Source organism: [Clostridium] aminophilum DSM 10710 (assembly GCF_000711825.1).
In the GTDB taxonomy this organism is placed as follows: domain Bacteria; phylum Bacillota; class Clostridia; order Lachnospirales; family Lachnospiraceae; genus Clostridium_R; species Clostridium_R aminophilum.
In genome coordinates, this window is record NZ_JONJ01000002.1 from 246,678 (window position 1) to 264,487 (window position 17,810).

Annotated in this window: 14 protein-coding genes; 1 reads left to right on the top strand and 13 read right to left on the bottom strand. The window is 51.5% G+C overall.

The genetic code is table 11. The features are described from left to right. Positions 1-18: 18 nt before the first annotated feature. The 13 genes from BR86_RS0103105 to BR86_RS0103165 form a co-directional block, all read right to left on the bottom strand. The gene (locus tag BR86_RS0103105) at positions 19-1,083 is read right to left on the bottom strand and encodes a PhoH family protein (RefSeq protein WP_051684547.1); all 1,065 of its coding nucleotides are present in this window, start codon (positions 1,081-1,083) and stop codon (positions 19-21) included. A 214-nt stretch (positions 1,084-1,297) separates the two neighbouring features. Beyond that, positions 1,298-1,474 carry a 30S ribosomal protein S21 gene (rpsU, locus tag BR86_RS0103110; protein WP_022342019.1) on the bottom strand — a complete coding sequence of 59 codons (177 nt, stop codon included), beginning with the start codon at positions 1,472-1,474 and terminating at the stop codon, positions 1,298-1,300. Positions 1,475-1,688: 214 nt separating this feature from the next. Then, positions 1,689-4,313, bottom strand: a complete 2,625-nt coding sequence (alaS, locus tag BR86_RS0103115; RefSeq protein WP_051684559.1) for an alanine--tRNA ligase — start codon at positions 4,311-4,313, stop codon at positions 1,689-1,691. A 349-nt stretch (positions 4,314-4,662) separates the two neighbouring features. Continuing rightward, complete coding sequence (locus BR86_RS0103120; protein ID WP_031471546.1) at positions 4,663-5,400, bottom strand: ribonuclease H1 domain-containing protein; 738 nt, start codon at positions 5,398-5,400, stop codon at positions 4,663-4,665. Positions 5,401-5,746: 346 nt separating this feature from the next. Further along, positions 5,747-7,357, bottom strand: a complete 1,611-nt coding sequence (locus tag BR86_RS0103125; RefSeq protein ID WP_031471547.1) for an MBL fold metallo-hydrolase RNA specificity domain-containing protein — start codon at positions 7,355-7,357, stop codon at positions 5,747-5,749. 225 nt (positions 7,358-7,582) lie between these two features. Beyond that, positions 7,583-8,293, bottom strand: a complete 711-nt coding sequence (locus BR86_RS0103130) for an ABC transporter ATP-binding protein (RefSeq protein ID WP_031471548.1) — start codon at positions 8,291-8,293, stop codon at positions 7,583-7,585. Between the two features lie 12 nt (positions 8,294-8,305). After that, positions 8,306-9,064 carry an ABC transporter ATP-binding protein gene (locus tag BR86_RS0103135; protein ID WP_031471549.1) on the bottom strand — a complete coding sequence of 253 codons (759 nt, stop codon included), beginning with the start codon at positions 9,062-9,064 and terminating at the stop codon, positions 8,306-8,308. A gap of 3 nt (positions 9,065-9,067) precedes the next feature. Continuing rightward, positions 9,068-10,132: a branched-chain amino acid ABC transporter permease gene (locus BR86_RS0103140; protein ID WP_031471550.1), complete on the bottom strand. Its 1,065-nt coding sequence runs from the start codon at positions 10,130-10,132 to the stop codon at positions 9,068-9,070. Between the two features lie 22 nt (positions 10,133-10,154). Then, on the bottom strand, positions 10,155-11,036 hold the full coding sequence (locus tag BR86_RS0103145) for a branched-chain amino acid ABC transporter permease (protein WP_031471551.1): 882 nt from the start codon (positions 11,034-11,036) through the stop codon (positions 10,155-10,157). A gap of 118 nt (positions 11,037-11,154) precedes the next feature. Then, positions 11,155-12,387, bottom strand: coding sequence for an ABC transporter substrate-binding protein (locus BR86_RS0103150; protein ID WP_031471552.1), 1,233 nt, complete (start codon positions 12,385-12,387; stop codon positions 11,155-11,157). Between the two features lie 447 nt (positions 12,388-12,834). Continuing rightward, on the bottom strand, positions 12,835-13,506 hold the full coding sequence (plsY, locus tag BR86_RS0103155; protein WP_031471553.1) for a glycerol-3-phosphate 1-O-acyltransferase PlsY: 672 nt from the start codon (positions 13,504-13,506) through the stop codon (positions 12,835-12,837). After that, positions 13,503-14,834 carry a ribosome biogenesis GTPase Der gene (gene der, locus BR86_RS0103160; RefSeq protein ID WP_031471554.1) on the bottom strand — a complete coding sequence of 444 codons (1,332 nt, stop codon included), beginning with the start codon at positions 14,832-14,834 and terminating at the stop codon, positions 13,503-13,505. The genes plsY and der overlap by 4 nt, the downstream gene beginning before the upstream one ends. 123 nt (positions 14,835-14,957) lie before the next feature. Next, complete coding sequence (locus BR86_RS0103165; protein WP_031471555.1) at positions 14,958-16,352, bottom strand: DUF512 domain-containing protein; 1,395 nt, start codon at positions 16,350-16,352, stop codon at positions 14,958-14,960. 161 nt (positions 16,353-16,513) lie between these two features. On the opposite strand from BR86_RS0103165, the gene BR86_RS0103170 reads away from it, so the two are divergent. Next, positions 16,514-17,725 (top strand): ribose-phosphate pyrophosphokinase, encoded by a 1,212-nt coding sequence (locus tag BR86_RS0103170; protein ID WP_031471556.1) that lies wholly within the window; start codon positions 16,514-16,516, stop codon positions 17,723-17,725. The last annotated feature ends 85 nt before the right edge of the window (positions 17,726-17,810 follow it).

Sequence of the window (17,810 nt, forward strand, 5' to 3'; positions counted from 1 at the left end):
GTCACACCGGACGCGGTGTTAGTCTTTCTCTTTTTTGGATGTCCTGACGTTACGGGTGGATGCATGGGCTTTGCGGCTTTCTTTTCCGCTCTGCGTCTTCTCTTCTCTATCGCTGCCATGCCCCGGGCGGGAGGTCTCATACCGGTCGTACGCCTCGACAATTTTCTGAACCAGCGGGTGTCGAACCACATCTTCACTGGTCAGATGACAGAAGCCGATGTCGCTGATGCCTTTCAGGACACGGATCGCCACATCCAGACCCGAAACCGCGTCGGCCGGAAGGTCTTTCTGCGTCCGGTCACCGGTGATGATGACTTTGGAACCAAAACCGATTCTGGTCAGGAACATTTTCATCTGCGCCGGCGTCGTGTTCTGTGCCTCATCCAGAATGATATAGGCATTATCGAGGGTACGGCCTCTCATATATGCCAGAGGCGCAACTTCGATCAGCCCTTTCTCGGCATTGTGGAGATAACTGTCAGCCCCCATGATCTGATAAAGCGCGTCATAGAGCGGACGAAGATACGGATCAATCTTGCTCTGCAGATCACCCGGAAGAAAACCGAGCTTTTCTCCCGCCTCGATCGCCGGACGGGTCAGAATAATGCGGTTCACTTCGCCGTTCTTAAACGCATGTATCGCCATGGCCATCGCAAGGTAGGTTTTTCCGGTGCCCGCGGGACCGATTCCAAACACGATCATTTTCTTTCGGATGTTGTCGATGTAGGTTTTCTGTCCCACCGTCTTCGGCTTGACCGGTCGGCCGTCGATGGTGTGGCAGATCACGTCGCGGTCGATCTCCAGAATTTTTCCGGCTTCCGAGCGGAATGAAAGCGCAAGCGCGTAATCGACGTTCTGATCGGTGATCGTATTGCCCCTTGCCGAGAGGGCAGTCAGGTTTTCAATGACACTTTTGGTCTGACGGATCGATTCCTCCGGTCCGATCACCTTGAGCGCACCGTCCCGGAGAATAATCGTGCTGTGCAGTGTCCGCTCGATCTTTTTTATGTATGAATCAAACTGTCCGCAGACATTCGGGAGATGTTCCTGCGGGATATCGATGGTTGTCTCAATGATGCTCATAGATCTGTTCCGACTCCTTTAAAACATATTGTCACATCACAGTCTATTCTAATACAATTTTGTGAAATTGTCTGTATGTTTTGCCGGAGCGTTTGTTTCCTGAAATTTGCGAAATGTTTTGTACAACGAAAATAATCCCCGGTTGAACCAACCGGGGATTTTTCTTTGAATGCAACATCTGTGATAGACACAGCAAATGTACGTTCAAATGAAATTATTTGAACTTACGCTTTCTTGCAGCTTCAGATTTCTTCTTACGACGAACGCTCGGCTTCTCGTAATGCTCTCTCTTGCGAATCTCCTGCTGAATACCAGCCTTTGCGCAGTTTCTCTTGAATCTGCGTAATGCGCTGTCAAGACTCTCGTTCTCTTTTACGATAACATTAGACATAGCTTCTACCCAACCTCCCTTCAGTTGTTCCGTATTTGTGCATGTCAATACAACTGATGGGTATTCCTTTTGCACTTCTGCAATTATACCACAAACAGAGATTTCGTCAACATGTAATTCGGAAATATTTTGGAACTTATTCTGGTAAATCATTCTGCGGAAATTCTTCCCTGAAAAACTCCCGCAGGATTCGTCATCGGCCCGTTTTTCGCGATTACCTGATCTGGCTTTCCAGAACTTCCGCCGCCTTCTTCAGAGCTTCCGGAATTCCGGCCGGATTCTTTCCGCCGGCCTGCGCCATGTTCGGACGGCCGCCGCCGCCACCGCCGACCAGAGCCGCAATGCCCTTGATCAGGTTGCCGGCATGTGCGCCCTGAGCAATCGCTCCGTCTGTCGCGGTTGCCATGAGGTTTACTTTGTCACCGCTCTTGCTTGCGATCACGACAACACCCTCACCGATCTTCTGTCTCAGCTGGTCGCCGAGGTTGCGGAGCTCGTTCATCTCCACGTTCTCAACGGCGGTTGCGATGAACTTTACTCCCTTGATCTCAGAGATCTCGTCTTCCGCGGAACCGAGAGAGGCATTGGCGATCTCGCTCTTCAGCTTCTGATTCTCGGAGTTCAGCTCACGGATCTCGTTCTGAAGAGACTCGATCTTTTCCGTCACATCGGCCGGAGCGGTCTTCAGAAGCTGTGCCGCGCGGTGAAGCTCATTCTCGAGACCTGCGTAGTACTCAAACAGGCCCTTGGATGTCTGCGCTTCGATACGTCTGACACCGGCTGCGACACCGGACTCGGAGAGAATGTGGAACGCCTGGATATCACCGGTATTCTTTACATGGGTACCTCCGCAAAATTCTCTGGAGAACTCGCCCATCTCCACAACACGGACTTCTGCGCCGTACTTTTCGCCGAACTGCGCAACCGCGCCGGTCTTTCTCGCCTCTTCGATCGGGAGAACCTCGGTGACAACCGGGATTTCCTCCGCAATCTTCTGATTGACGATATCTTCTACCTTCTTCAGTTCCTCGGCGGTTACCGCCTGGAAGTGAGTAAAGTCGAAACGGCATCTCTTCGCTTCCACGAGAGAACCGGCCTGCTCAACGTGAGAGCCGAGAACTTCCATGAGCGCCGCGTGCAGAAGATGCGTTGCGGAATGATTTCTTGCTGTCAGGCTTCTCGCCTCCCGGTCAACCGTTAAGGTTACTTTGTCTCCGGTCTGGAACATTCCCCTGACAACCTTGCCGTGGTGGGCCACTTTTCCGCCCTGAAGGTGAACGGTCTTTTCCACGATAAATTCTGCGCCGTCTTTGGTGATAACGCCGGTATCGCCTTCCTGTCCGCCCATGGTTGCATAGAACGGAGTGACATCGGTGATCATAACGCCGCGGTCACCGTCGGTCAGAACCTCCACGATCTCATCGTCCGGATCGTCTTCATTTCCGCGGTTGATGACGAGTGCGGTCGCGGAAGCATCTGCCTCAAGCCGGTCGTATCCGACAAACTCGGTGGTGAGGGATGCATCCAGCTGCTGATAAATGTCGGAGCGGCCCATGTAGTTGGAAGTTTTGCGTGCGCCTCGTGCGGTGTCTTTCTGAACTTTCATGGCCTTCTGGAAACCGTCCTCGTCGACGGTCCAGCCCTTGTCTTCCATGATCTCTTTGGTCAGATCGATCGGGAAGCCGTAGGTATCATAGAGACGGAATGCGTCTTCTCCGGACAGAACAGTCTTTCCCTCCGCTTCCATCTGTTTTTCAATCTCTTCGAGGATTTCCAGACCCTTGTTCAGTGTCTGGTTGAAACGCTCCTCTTCCTGCTCGATGACACGGGTGATCATCGCCTCTTTCTCTTTCAGTTCCGGATAACCGTCGCAGGAAAGATCGATCGCCTTCTGCGCCAGTTTGCTCATGAATTTCTCCGGCATGCCGAGCATGCGGCCGTGACGGGCAGCACGTCTGAGAAGTCTGCGGAATACATATCCTCTTCCCTCATTGGACGGAAGAATGCCGTCGCTGGCCATGAAGGTGCAGCTCTTAACGTGATCGGCGATGATTCGGAAGGAAATATCCTTCACGTCATCGGTTTCATAGGTTGTTCCGCACATTTCTCCGATGAGATCCATCATTGCGCGGTTGGTATCGACATCGAACAGGGAGTATACATCCTGACAGATGACTGCCAGACGCTCCAGACCCATTCCGGTATCAATGTTCTTGTGCTCGAGCTCGGTGTAATTGCCTTTTCCGTCGTTATTGAACTGGGAGAAAACAACGTTCCATACTTCCATGAACCGGTCGCCTTCGCCGCCCATGACATCTTCCGGACCGGTGCCGTACTTCTCTCCGCGGTCATAATAGATCTCGGAACACGGTCCGCACGGACCTGCGCCGTGCTCCCAGAAGTTGTCTTCTTTTCCGAAACGGTAGATACGCTCCTCCGGAACACCGATCTCATTTTTCCAGATATTGTAAGCCTCGTCATCCTCGAGATATACGGACGGATAAAGACGCTCCGGGTCAAGTTCTACGACTTTGGTCAGGAACTCCCATGCCCACGCGATTGCCTGCGGTTTAAAGTAATCGCCGAAGGAGAAGTTTCCGAGCATCTCAAAGAAGGTTCCGTGGCGGCCGTCATGGCCGATATTCTCGATATCGCCGGTACGGATACATTTCTGGCAGGTGGTGACCCTGTTTCTGGGCGGGATCTCCTGGCCGGTAAAGTACGGTTTCAGCGGTGCCATTCCTGAGTTGATGATCAGAAGGCTGTTGTCATTGTGCGGGACCAGAGAAAAGCTCTTCATCTTCAGATGATCCTTGGACTCGAAGAAATCCAGGAACATTCTGCGGAGCTCGTTTACGCCATGGTATTCCACTTAAGTTTCCTCCTCTTAGTTACAAAAAAGTATAATCTGCAGCGTCATCTGTATCATGCCGACAAGCTGCAGATGACTGGATTTTTTTCGACAAATGGGCGCAATAGGCCCATTTGACCATACATTTGAGAATTTTAGCATATACGCGGGGTTTGCGCAAGCAGAACCACGCGCGCTTCGGCGGTTTGGGCGGCTGCACGGCTCTTTTGCCTGCCGCTGCCTTTTCCGTGCGGATGAGCCACCGTTAAGTCGATTTTGTCAGCGTTTTCTTTCCGTGCGGCTGCCTTTGGCGCTCGTATGAGCCGCCGGTGGAAGTTCAGATTCCGACCGCTTCTTTGGCGAGACGGTCCGCCTCTTCATTGCCTGCCACGCCGGAATGTCCTTTGACTTTGATGAACCGGATGGAAATGCTCGCGAGACTCCGGCGGATAAACTCATAATAGGCTTTTGTGCCCTCTTTGTTTCGTTTCCACTCGCCTCTCGCCCATTTCTCAATTCCCATATAGTCATAATAGACCGCAACTTCCGGAAGACCGAGTTCAATGGCTTTTTCCACCGCCGCGCGGGAACCGAGAATCTCTCCGGCGACATTTCGCATGGAGGCCAGTTCCGGGTCATTGCCGGACCCCTGCAGGACGTATTTTTTACCGTGATCGACCAGAAAGCCGCCGTAACCGTATACTCCCGTGGAAATGTTGAAGGAGCCGTCGACAAAGGCGTACACTTCCGGTGTATCCGCCGGTTTTGCGTCGCAGCCTTCCGCAAACGGGAGACTTTCCGGTGAGGGGGCTTTTTTTGTCATACCGGCGCCTGAAGTATCCGCATCGGTTGCGCCACAGCCGTCTGCGGTTCCGGACGTCGTTTTCGATGCGCCGTCTGCGGACAGAACCGGAGACATCCCGGCATTCAGAAAGGCTTTTGCCTCGTCCAGACTCTCAAAACTCTTAAAATCCGCAGCCGGATACTGAAAGACCATCTTTTTGCATTCATCCCAGGTGGAAAAGATTCCCGTCTTTCTTCCGCGGCGGACCGCATAATACTTTTTCTTCGCCATTTTATTCTCCGTTTCGATTTTTTTCACGGATTTATTCTATCGGATTTTTCTTATGCTGTACAGACAGACCTTTCTCTCTTCTCCATATCCGCTCCATACGGAAGGAAGACATCCGGACTTTTCCTGCGGGCGGCACAAAGTGACAGCTTCCGCGCAGCGAAAGTCAGCAGGGCCTCGCCGGGGCACGGGCTTTGGTAAGTTAACGGAGCAAACCAAAAAAAACGGCAGGTGCCTGCCGAAAATGTTCGAGAAGACACCTGCCGGTTATGTACCGCAGAGTATTTTTTCCGGATGACCGGCCGATCGATTCGTCCGTCAGCACCCGTCCATGAAAATCATCGAAAATTTACCGGTCCCATTTGTCACACAGGCGGTTGATCTCCTGGGCGAATTTCTGAAGATCACGGTTTGCGCCGTCCTTGTTGTGCATAACCGTCTCACGCAGCCGGTCTGCCGCGGCAAGAAGTGCAGCGAAAATGCTGTTCGCTTTCTGACGCTCCGGGGTGATTTTCTTCTGTTCGACCGGAATGCCCTTGGTCAGCGTGATAAACTCGCCTTTAGCAAGATCGTACGTCGTTCCGCTGAACGGCGCGTAGGCCTCAAAACCGAACTTTTCGGTCACAAGAGCGGCAAAACGGTCCGTCACATCGTCATCGCCGTGAACGACGAAGACCTGTGTCGGCTGATTCCGGAAGTGACCGATCCACTCGAGGAGACCGTTCTGATCGGCGTGGCCGGACAGACCTTCGATCTTCTCGATTCTTGCCTCCACATCGATCGATTCTCCGAACAGGCGAACTTCACTTCTTCCGTCCAGAAGGCTCCGGCCGAGTGTTCCGACCGCCTGGTAGCCGGCAAAGAGAATGGTACACTCCGGTCTCCAGAGGTTGTGCTTCAGATGGTGACGGATTCGTCCGGCATCGCACATTCCGGATGCGGAAATGATGACTTTCGGCTCCGGATTATTGTTGATCGCTACGGATTCCTCCGTCGCAACCGCGAGATGAAGTCCCGGGAAGGAACACGGATTTTTGCCCTTTTTCACCAGCGCCAGCGCTTCCTCATCATAGCAGTCGGCTTCATTTTCTTTAAAGACGCCGGTAGCCTCAACAGCCATCGGGCTGTCGAGATAAACGGGGAAATTCTCGTGTCCGGTCACGAGATTCTGTTCTTTGATGATTCGGATATAATTCAGAACTTCCTGTGTTCTGCCGACCGCGAAGGCCGGGATGACCACATTTCCGCCCCGGTCCAGTGTCTCCTGAATGATCTTCGCGAAATCCGTGACGTGATCGCCGTTCTCGTTTTCATGGAAACGGTCGCCGTAGGTGGATTCCATGACCACATAATCCGCCTCTTCGATATACTGCGGGTTGCGGATCAGCGGTTTATTCTTGTTGCCGATGTCGCCGGAGAAAACGATTTTCTTCTCCGTATCGCCCTCTTTCAGCCAGATCTCGATGGACGCGGATCCGAGGAGATGCCCGACATCGATGAACCGGATGTCGATACCGTCACAGATATTGACTCTCTCCCGGTAATCCACCGGGACGAACAGGTCCAGAACACCGAGCGCATCTTCCATCCGGTAGATCGGTTCCACCGCTTTCTGTCCGGCGCGCTTGGCCTTGCGGTTTTTCCACTCGGCTTCCTGTTCCTGGATATGCGCACAGTCCTTCAGCATGATCTCACAGAGATCGCAGGTTGCCCTTGTCGCAAAAATCTGTCCCTTGAATCCGCGGGAATACAGATACGGCAGCATTCCGACATGGTCAATATGAGCGTGTGTGACAAATACATAATCAATCTGATTGTACGGAATCGGGATCGGGACATTTTCATAAATGTTGATTCCCTGCTCCATGCCGCAGTCAACAAGAAAATTCTTTCCTCCGCTCTGAACCATGTGCAGACTTCCGGTAACCTCATGATCAGCGCCGATAAAGGTAAGTTTCATAAGCATGTTCTCCTGTCGTGATATATTTCCGTTTCGCCAATGATGACTGGACCGATCCTGGATATTCTATATACAATTATAATTTTTTGCAATATTTTCAGAAAAAACCGCCCGGATTCCGATATGCGTGAATCCGGGCGGTTCTGTGCGAATCTCTCTCTCAGAGATACCGTACCTATGAAAAACGTCGCTAAAGAAAATGTGCGAAAAAATGAGAAAGACGGTTTACTCGGAAAGATACGCCTTCTTGATTCTCTCGTCATTCATCAGCTCATGGGCGTCGCCCCGAAGGGTGATGTTTCCGGTCTCGAGAACATAGGCTTTGTTGGCGATCGAGAGCGCTTTTTTTGCGTTCTGCTCAACCAGAAGAACCGTTACGCCGTCTTTATGAATGCTGTCGATGATGGAGAAAATTTCATTGACATAAATCGGAGAAAGTCCCATGGAGGGCTCATCCAGTAAAATCAGCTTCGGATGGCTCATGAGCGCGCGGCCCATCGCGAGCATCTGCTGCTCACCGCCCGACAGTGTGCCGGCCAGCTGGTTTTTTCTCTCTTTCAGTCTCGGAAAACGCTGATAGATCTGCTCCAGCGTTGCGTCGATCTCTGACTTGTCGCTTCGGGTGTAGGCCCCCATCTTCAGGTTCTGAAGAACGCTCAGCTGGGCAAACACACGGCGTCCCTCCGGAACATGAGCCATTCCCATGCTTACCAACTTGTGCCCCGGCAGATGGGTCACATCTTTGCCGTCAAACACGATACTTCCTGTTTTCGGCTTTAACAGCCCGGATACCGTGTGGAGCGTCGTCGTTTTTCCGGCGCCGTTTGCGCCGATCAGTGCGATGACATCCCCCTGATCCACTTCGAAGGAGATTCCCTTCAGCGCCTGAATGACACCATAGTAGACATTCAGATCTTTTACTTCAAGCAATGACATGTCCTCTCCCCCTTACTCTCCAAGATACGCCACGATGACGTCGTGGTTGTTCAGTACTTCCGCTGTCGGTCCTTCCGCAAGCATATGACCGAAATTCAGAACCGTGAGTTTTTCGCAGATTCCGGATACCAGTTTCATATCGTGCTCGATGAGAAGAATGGTCATGTCGAAATGATCGCGCACAAAGCGGATCGTCTCCATCAGTTCCGCGGTCTCGTTCGGGTTCATGCCGGCTGCCGGCTCGTCCAGAAGAAGAAGCTTCGGTCCGGTCGCAAGAGCTCTCGCAATCTCGAGCTTGCGCTGTTTGCCGTACGGAAGATTGGACGCCTTATAATCAAATTCCCCGTCCAGTCCGAATACCTTCAGGATGTCCATTGCCTTTTCATCCATCGCTTTTTCCTGTCTGCGGTAGGACGGAAGTCTGAGAACCCCGCTGAGCGTGGAGTACGGGTAATGGTTGTGAAGTCCGGCTTTGACATTGTCCAGAACAGAGAGTTCGGAAAAAAGGCGGATATTCTGAAACGTTCTCGCGATACCCGCGCGGTTGATTTCAACGGTATTCTTTCCGGTGATATCCTGTCCGTCGAGAAACACTCTTCCGGTTGTCGGCTTGTATACTCCGGTGAGCAGGTTGAAGATGGTCGTCTTGCCTGCGCCGTTCGGGCCGATCAGGCCGTAGAGCTGACCTTTCTCGATCGTCATGCTGAAATCGTCGACAGCCTTCAGACCGCCGAACGAAATCCCGAGGTTTTTTACTTCAAGCATTGCCATGGCTCAGGCTGCCTCCTTTTTCGCTTTTTTTGAGAATTTTGCGGACAGACGCTCACGATAGGAAATCATGGCCGGAGCGCTTGTCACGATCATCATGATGATCAGAACCACCGCATAGATCAGCATGCGGTAATCATTGAGTCCGCGAAGTACTTCCGGAAGAAGTGTCAGCACGGTAGCCGAAATGACGGATCCGCGGATATTGGCGATTCCGCCGAGAACCACATAGACCAGAATCATGATGGACATATTGTAGCCGAAGCTCTTCGGCGTCGCGGCAAGGGAAGCGAGATTGTGCGCGTAGAGCACGCCGGCCGCTCCTGCCAGGGATGCTGACACGGTAAATGCGAGAAGTTTGTACTTCGTGATGTTGATTCCGACGGACTCTGCCGCGATCCGGTTGTCACGAATTGCCATAACGGCACGGCCCGTTCGGGAATTGATCAGATTCAGGACGATCACGAGCGTCAGAAGAACCAGAATGATGCCGATGACGAAGGTTGCCGCCTTCGGGGTTCCCGTGATACCCTGTGCGCCGTTGATGATGATCTTTCCGCCTTTTTCCAGATGCAGTGACGCACTGTTCTTCAGAGAGAAATGAAATCCCCTGCTGTCCACGCCGACATACATCGCGTTGATGATATTTTTGATGATCTCACCGAACGCAAGGGTCACGATGGCAAGATAGTCGCCCTTCAGTCGAAGAACCGGAATGCCGATCAGAAAACCGCAGAGCGCTGCGGAGAGCGCTCCGATCACAAGCGCGATGACGAATCTTGTCAGGACATCCGGCACCGCTGCGGCTGCCGCATTGGTAAAAAATGCGCCCGCAAAGGCACCGATGCACATAAAGCCACAGTGTCCGAGACTCAGCTCACCGAGAATGCCGACGGTCAGGTTCAGAGAGACGGCCATGATCACATAGATGCAGACCGGAACCAGAATGCCTTTCATGTGGCTGGTCAGTCCGCCGCCGGAACCGATCATCTGGATGACCGCAAACGCTGCGATCACAATCGCATAGGTAATCAGATCTCTGCGGAATATTTTGTTCTTGTATGCTTTCATTCTGTCCAAAGCTGTCACCACCTTATACTTTCTCACTGATCTTGCGTCCGAGAAGACCGGTCGGTCTCACCAGAAGCACAATGATCAGTACCGAGAATACGATCGCATCGGAAAGCTGTGACGAAATGTATGCTTTCGTCAGGTTTTCAATCACACCGAGGAGAATTCCGCCGATCATCGCGCCCGGAATGGAACCGATTCCTCCGAATACGGCTGCGGTGAACGCCTTGATGCCGGGCATCGAACCGGTGTACGGTGTCAGTGCCGGATATGCCGAGCAGAGAAGAACGCCGGCAATCGCCGCGAGAGCGGAACCGATGGCAAATGTCATCGAAATCGTCTTGTTGACATCGATTCCCATGAGTGTCGCCGCACCCTGATCTTCCGACACGGCAAGCATCGCCTGACCGAGTCTCGTCTTGTTGATAAAGGCGGTCAGACCGAGCATGATCAGAATCGACACCAGAATGGTGACAATCGTCACGCTTGAAATGGAGAGCTGTCCGTCCGCCAGAACCAGCGGCGGAAGCGTGATAATATTGGTGAACTGTCTTGCATTGGATCCGAAGACAAGCAGTGCAAAGTTCTGCAGGAAATAACTGACGCCGATCGCCGTGATCAGAACTGCAAGCGGAGAAGCGCCGCGAAGCGGTTTGTATGCGATGCGTTCCGTCACGACACCGAGAACCGTGCAGACCGCCATCGCGGCAAGAACACCCGCGACCGGAGATAATCCCATGGTGCTGACGATCGTAAACGTCGTGAATGCGCCGACCATGATGATATCGCCGTGCGCAAAGTTCAGCATCTTCGCGATGCCGTAGACCATCGTATAGCCAAGAGCAATGATTGCGTATACGCTGCCAAGGCTGATTCCGTTGATCAGATAGGAAAGAAAACTCATATCTGACACTCCTCTCTTACAGTATAAACAGCATATCGGGGGTTGTCTTGATCAACAGCCCCCGATCATCAGCGGTAATTTGCTGCTTCCCGGTTTACCGGCAAGTTACAAACACTTCTTAGTTCTCAAGCATCTTGTATGCGCCGTTTGTAATCTGAACCGCCTTCGGTGCCTTGTTCGGCTCGCCGTCTGCTGTCCATGTCATATCTTTTCCGGTCAGTCCGTCCAGTTTGATCTCGGTCATTGCCTTCTTGAGGGCATCGCAGATATCGGATGCACTCTGATCCGGTGTAACATTTGCCTTCTCCAGAGCAGCCTTTACAGCCATGAGGCCATCGTATTCGTCTGCGCCGAACTGAAGCGGGTCCTCCTTGTATGCATCGCGGTATGCCTTGACATAATCCTGAGAACTCTCCTCGTCGATGGAGAACGGAGTCAGGAGCATGAGCCCCTCCGCAAGAGACTTATCGAAGTTCTCTACGCTGAGAATACCGTCCATACCGTCGCAGCCGAAGAACTGCGGCTTAAAGTTCTTGTCAGCGGCCTGTTTCAGGATTACGGAAGCCTCCTGATAGTAGATCGGAAGGAATACCAGCTCTGCACCGGCCTCTTTCGCCTTGTCGAGCTGAACTGAGAAATCGGTGTTCGTATCTGCGGTGAACGCCTCGTCGGATACGATTTCAAGCCCCTGATTGGATGCCTCTTCCACAAAGGAATCGTGAATTCCGGTGGAGTACTCGCTGGAAGAATCGTAGATGATACCGATCTTGGTTGCAATCTTGTTGGTTCCGATGTACTCGGCGGACTTAGTTCCCTGTGCCGGATCCGCGAAGCATACACGGAATGCATTGTCGCCGCTGATGCACTGAACCGCAGAACCGGATGGAGTAAACAGGAACATATTGTCTGCCTGTGCCTCCGCTTCAACCGCGATACACGGCTTGGAAGTAACGGTTCCGAGAAGCATCTGCATGCCCCAGTCCTTCAGCGTGTTATACGCGTTGACTGCGGACTGCGGATCATTTTCATCATCCTCAAAACGAACCTCAACCGGATAACCGTTGATTCCGCCCTTTTCATTGATCTCTTTCGCTGCAAGTTCAAGTGAATTCTTGACAGAAGAACCGTAAGCAGCGGCCGGTCCGGTGATCGGACCGATGGAACCGATCTTCCAGGAAGCGCCGTCTGCTGCCGGCTTTGCTTCCGCCTTGGACTCTTCTGCTTTGGACTCTGCCGCCTTCGTCTCTGCCGCGCCTGCTGTTGTTGCGGTAGAGGCGGAGGAACCGCCGCATGCTGCCATGGAAGCGGTCATGGTTGCTGCAAGTAATGTAGCTGCTAATCTTTTCATGATGCATAACCTCCCTTTAGTTTTAACTGCAAGTTAACTTTAACTCATGCAGTTATTCTCTCTTGTTATGTTGAAGTTTATACACATTATAGTTGATAGGATTTGAATGTCAATAAAAAAAACATGTTTTTTCGTTTTTTTATTCGAATAAAACCCATTATAGGCCCTTTTTGTGTCTTAATTATAACCTGTTTTTATGTAAAATAGTCATATTGCTTATAAAAAAACGCAAAAAAATAACCGAACCTGATAATATGCATAACAGCATTCTTCGGATGAACCGGTTTCACCATCCCGCTCAGTTTTAACTTACTATAGAAAGAGCCGCCCGAAAGAATTTCTTTCGGACGGCCAACTGAATACGGGATGTCCCCGTATCGGATTTACATATGAAATTCTGTTTTGCGGAATGCAGGTTCCGGTCAGCGCGGAATGGCTACCGCAAAATGGTCACTGCGGATCGGTTTTTTGATCTTTTACAGCCTTTGAGCCGATTTTGTTCTCATTTCCCGCAATAAGCCGACCGATGTTCGCCCGATGCTGCCAGACTGCGAGAATCATCAGAAAGGCGGCGATTCCAATAATTTCCGGATACGACGCCCTCTCCGCCTGATAAGTTCCCTGAATGCAGAAATACGCATTCATAGCACAGAAGGTCATCGAGACAAGGATGGAACCGAGGGAGACATATCTTGTAAAGAACACAATGCTGACAAACAGGATGAAACAGACCAGCGTCATGCGAAGGTCCATCACCGACATGATACCGGCCATGCTCGCGATTCCCTTTCCGCCCTTAAAACCGAGATAAAACGGAAAATCATGCCCGAGGGTAACGCCGAGAGCCGCGTACATGGCGAATAGAGAGGCATTTCCGGTCTCGCGGAACATCCAGCTGCACAGCAGCATGGCAAAGACTGCCTTGAAGACGTCGCCGAGAAGCACGGTAAATGCGGCCTTCTTTCCAAGCACACGGAGCACATTGGTTGAGCCCGCATTGCCGCTTCCGTAATTGCGGATATCCAGCCGCTCCATCACTTTACCGTAAATATATCCCGTCTGAAACAGACCGAACACATAACCTATAAGCAGACTTACGATTCTTCCGGTCAGAATACTCATACATCCTTTTCCTTCTTTTCTCTCGTAATGAATTTCAGTGAAGTTCCGGCAAAACCGAAAGCCTCACGGATCTTGTTCTCAATGTATCTGGTGTAGGAGAAATGCATCAGCTCTTTGTCATTGACGAACAGGATAAATGTCGGCGGTTTGACACCGACCTGTGTCATATAATAGATCTTGAGTCTCCGGCCCTTGTCTGACGGCGGCTGTTGCATTGCGACCGCGTCCGCGAGAATCTCATTCAGCACACCGGTCTGAACGCGCAGCGACTGGCTCTGGCGGACGAGATCGATCTCATCGAAGAGTTTGTCCACTCGAAGTCCGGTCTTGGCGGAGATGAATACGTATTCCGCATAGGCCATGAAGGACAGTGTCTGCTTGATCTTGTTGCGGAATTCGTAAATGGTCTTGTCATTTTTCTCGATGGCATCCCACTTGTTGACCACGACAATGATTCCCTTACCCTGATCATGGGCAATACCGGCGATCTTCGCGTCCTGCTCCGTCACTCCTTCGGTCGCATCGATCATGACGATGACGACATCTGCTCTCTCCACCGCGGCCACGCTGCGGAAAACGGAATATTTCTCGATCTCTTCCTTAATCTTCCCTTTTCTTCGAAGACCTGCGGTATCGATAAAGACATACTCGGTTCCGTTGTGCTTTACCGGAGTGTCGATGGCGTCGCGCGTAGTGCCGGCGATATCCGACACAATGACACGGTCCTTTCCGGTCAGACGGTTGATCAGAGACGACTTGCCGACATTCGGCTTACCGATGATGGCAACACGGGGTCTTTCATCCTCCTCGTCATCCCCGAGATCCGCCGGGAACTTTTCCACAACCACATCCAGCATATCGCCGAGACCGAGACGGCTCGCCGCAGAGATCGCATACGGATCGCCGATGCCGAGGTTGTAGAATTCATAGACGTCGGTTTCAAACTTTTTGAAGCTGTCGACTTTGTTGACGGTGAGAACCACCGGCTTTCTGGATTTTCTCAGCATATCGGCGACTTTCATGTCGGCGTCGGTGAGTCCCTGACGGACATCGCACAGGAAAATGATGACGTCCGCGGTATCAATGGCGATCTGCGCCTGCTCGCGCATCTGCGCGAGGATGACATCCTTGCTGTCCGGCTCGATGCCGCCGGTGTCGATCAGCGTAAACTTCTTTCCAAGCCATTCCACGTCCGCGTAAATGCGGTCGCGCGTTACGCCCGGCGTATCCTGTACAATGGAAATTCTGGATCCCGCCAGTACATTAAATAAGGTGGATTTTCCGACATTCGGACGGCCCACGACCGCTACCACCGGTTTTCTGCTCATATAAAACACTCTCTTTCTATATTCTTATAAATATTCATGTGATATTTCCGCATGACTCTTATGAAATTACCTCATGATTTCTGCAAAGCCTTCGCAACGCGGTCTGCGGTCTTCTCCCGCAGCCTACAGCTCCTCATATTCGATGAATTCGCCCTCATCCGGCTCATACTCGCCGTGCATCGGCGCCGGTCCGTCATAAGGTGCCGACATGGCGCGGATCAGTTCGTCTCCGCCTTCCGGGATGATATCCACGCGGACACCAAGTTCCCGCTCCACATCGCTTTTGGTGACATCGTCGAGGAAGACCTCCTCGCCGCTGCGGAACATCGCGGTCGTCAGAAGAAGTCTGGAGCCGATCTCTTTTCCCTTCAGCTGCGCGATCAGATCCTTTCCGGTCAGAAGTCCTGCCACTGTGATCATATGGCCGAAGAAATCATTCTCAATCAGGTAGACATGAATCTTCTTTTCCGGACAGATCTTCATGAACTTTTCTGAGATCTCCCTGATAAACGGATATGCAAGCTTGGCGGTCGCAATCGAGATCACTTCCTCTTTGGCTTCGCGGTCCGGATCCCGGGAAAGTTCTTCCAGCGCCTCATCGGTTTCTTCCTTTAAAAGACGCAGCATCCCGACGCCGTTCTCATACTGAATATAACCGTCATACCGGTCCGCCTCGGGAAGCGGACGACCGGCAATCAGATAAAACTCATCGCTGGCATGGATGAAATGCACCCCGTACTGCGGATAGATGAGTTTCTGCCAACGCTCGATCTGATCGATGGCTGCTGCTGCCGTCTCTTTGGTAAAAGAGGTCAGATGGCAAAGGCCATCGCGGTATTTCGAGAGCCCGACCGGAACAACCGATACGCTTCGCATATGCGGAAGGTATTTCGTCAGATCGCCGATGGTGCGGTCCAGCTCTTTGCCGTCATTCACCCCGGGACACAGCACAATCTGCCCGTTCATCGGAGTCCCCGCTTCGTAGAGCGTATCGATCTTTTTCAGCGCCTCACCGGCAAAGCGGTTGTGCAGCATTTTCACACGCAGCTCCGGATTGGTGGTGTGCACCGAAATGTTGATCGGGGCAAGCTTGAACTTAATGATCCTCTGCAGATCATGCTCTTTCATATTTGTTAGAGTGACATAATTTCCCTGAAGGAAGGACAGTCTGGAATCGTCGTCCTTGAAATACAGGGTGTCACGCATACCCGGCGGCATCTGATCGATAAAGCAGAAGATACAATTGTTGCTGCATGAGCGGTAATCGCTCATCAGACCGTTCTCAAAATTCAGTCCGAGATCCTGATAATCATTCTCAATATCCAGATCCCACTCTTCGCCGTTCTTTTTCAGAACGACCGCCGTGACCGTTTCATTGTTCAATTTATATTGATAGTCAAAAATGTCCTCGATCGGGTCGTCATTGATGGAGAGCAGAATATCTCCCGCTTCAATGCCAAGCTGGTCCGCTATGGAGCCCGGATCGACAGACGCTATCAAATGTCCATTCTTATCCATATTAAAGGATTGTATCAATTTCGTTCCTCTTTGTAAAGTTGAGTATTGACGCGGTGTTGCGGAAAATGATATTATTCGACGGGGACAAAGCGTTAATATCTCTATTTTTTATGCTTTGTTTTTATAAAAATACATAGTGTTCTATAATATTGGAGGCCGTCATGTCAGATAATCACGTATTTACAAACACTCTTCCGGTTGGACCGCTGAAGATTGCTGCCCTGGAGAGCTGTAGAGATCTTGCCGATAAGGTCAATCAGCATATTGTTGAGATGCGCCGCAGTGATGCTGCGGTAGACCAGAAAAAACAGGATCTGAAATATAAGGGTTATGAGGCAGATTCCTACCTCCTTAATATTGAATGTCCGCGTTTCGGAAGCGGCGAGGCAAAAGGTCAGGTCAATGAGTCGGTCCGCGGCGATGATATCTTTATCATGGTTGACGTGACAAACTACAGTCTCACCTACCGCATCAACGGTTTTACCAACCACATGAGCCCGGATGATCATTTCCAGGATCTGAAGAGAATCATCGGAGCTTCCGTTTCCACCGCTCACCGTGTGAATGTTGTCATGCCGTTCCTCTATGAAGGAAGACAGCACAAGAGAAGCGGCCGCGAGTCTCTGGACTGCGCAATGATGCTTCAGGAGCTGGTTGCCATGGGCGTGGACAATATCATCACCTTTGATGCGCATGATCCGCGGGTACAGAACGCGATTCCGCTGACCGGTCTGGATAATTTCATGCCGACCTATCAGTTTATCGAGGCAATCTTTGACCGTGAAAAGAAACTGAAGATCGACAAGGATCACATGATGGTCATCTCCCCGGATGAGGGCGCAATGTCCAGAGCAGTATATCTGGCGAACAACCTCGGCGTTGATGTCGGTATGTTCTACAAGCGCCGCGACTACTCCACCATCGTAAACGGAAAGAACCCGATTGTCGCTCATGAGTTCCTCGGTTCTTCCGTAGAAGGAAAGACGGTGATCATCATTGACGATATGATCTCCTCCGGCGAGTCCATGCTGGATACCGCACGCGAGCTCAAGGAGCGCAAGGCAGAGAGAGTTATTGTGGCAACCACCTTCGGACTGTTCACGGACGGTCTGGACAAGTTCGATGAGTTCCACAAGAAGGGATACTTTGATTTCCTGATCACCACCAACCTGAACTACCGCACTCCGGATCTGCTTCAGCGTGACTGGTATGTGGAGGCGGATATGTCCAAGTTCATCGCTTCCATCATTAACTCTCTGAACCACAACGTATCTCTGGAGAGCGCTCTCGTTTCCACCGACCGCATCCAGACACTGATCCGCAAGTACATGGAAGACTATGACGGCTATCAGTACTATAAGAGCCTGGTTTAATTCCCGCTCATCTGATTTTTGAAATAAATTATATATTGAATTGCACAAGAGCCCCTGCCACGCCGGCAGGGGCTCTTGTGTGTTT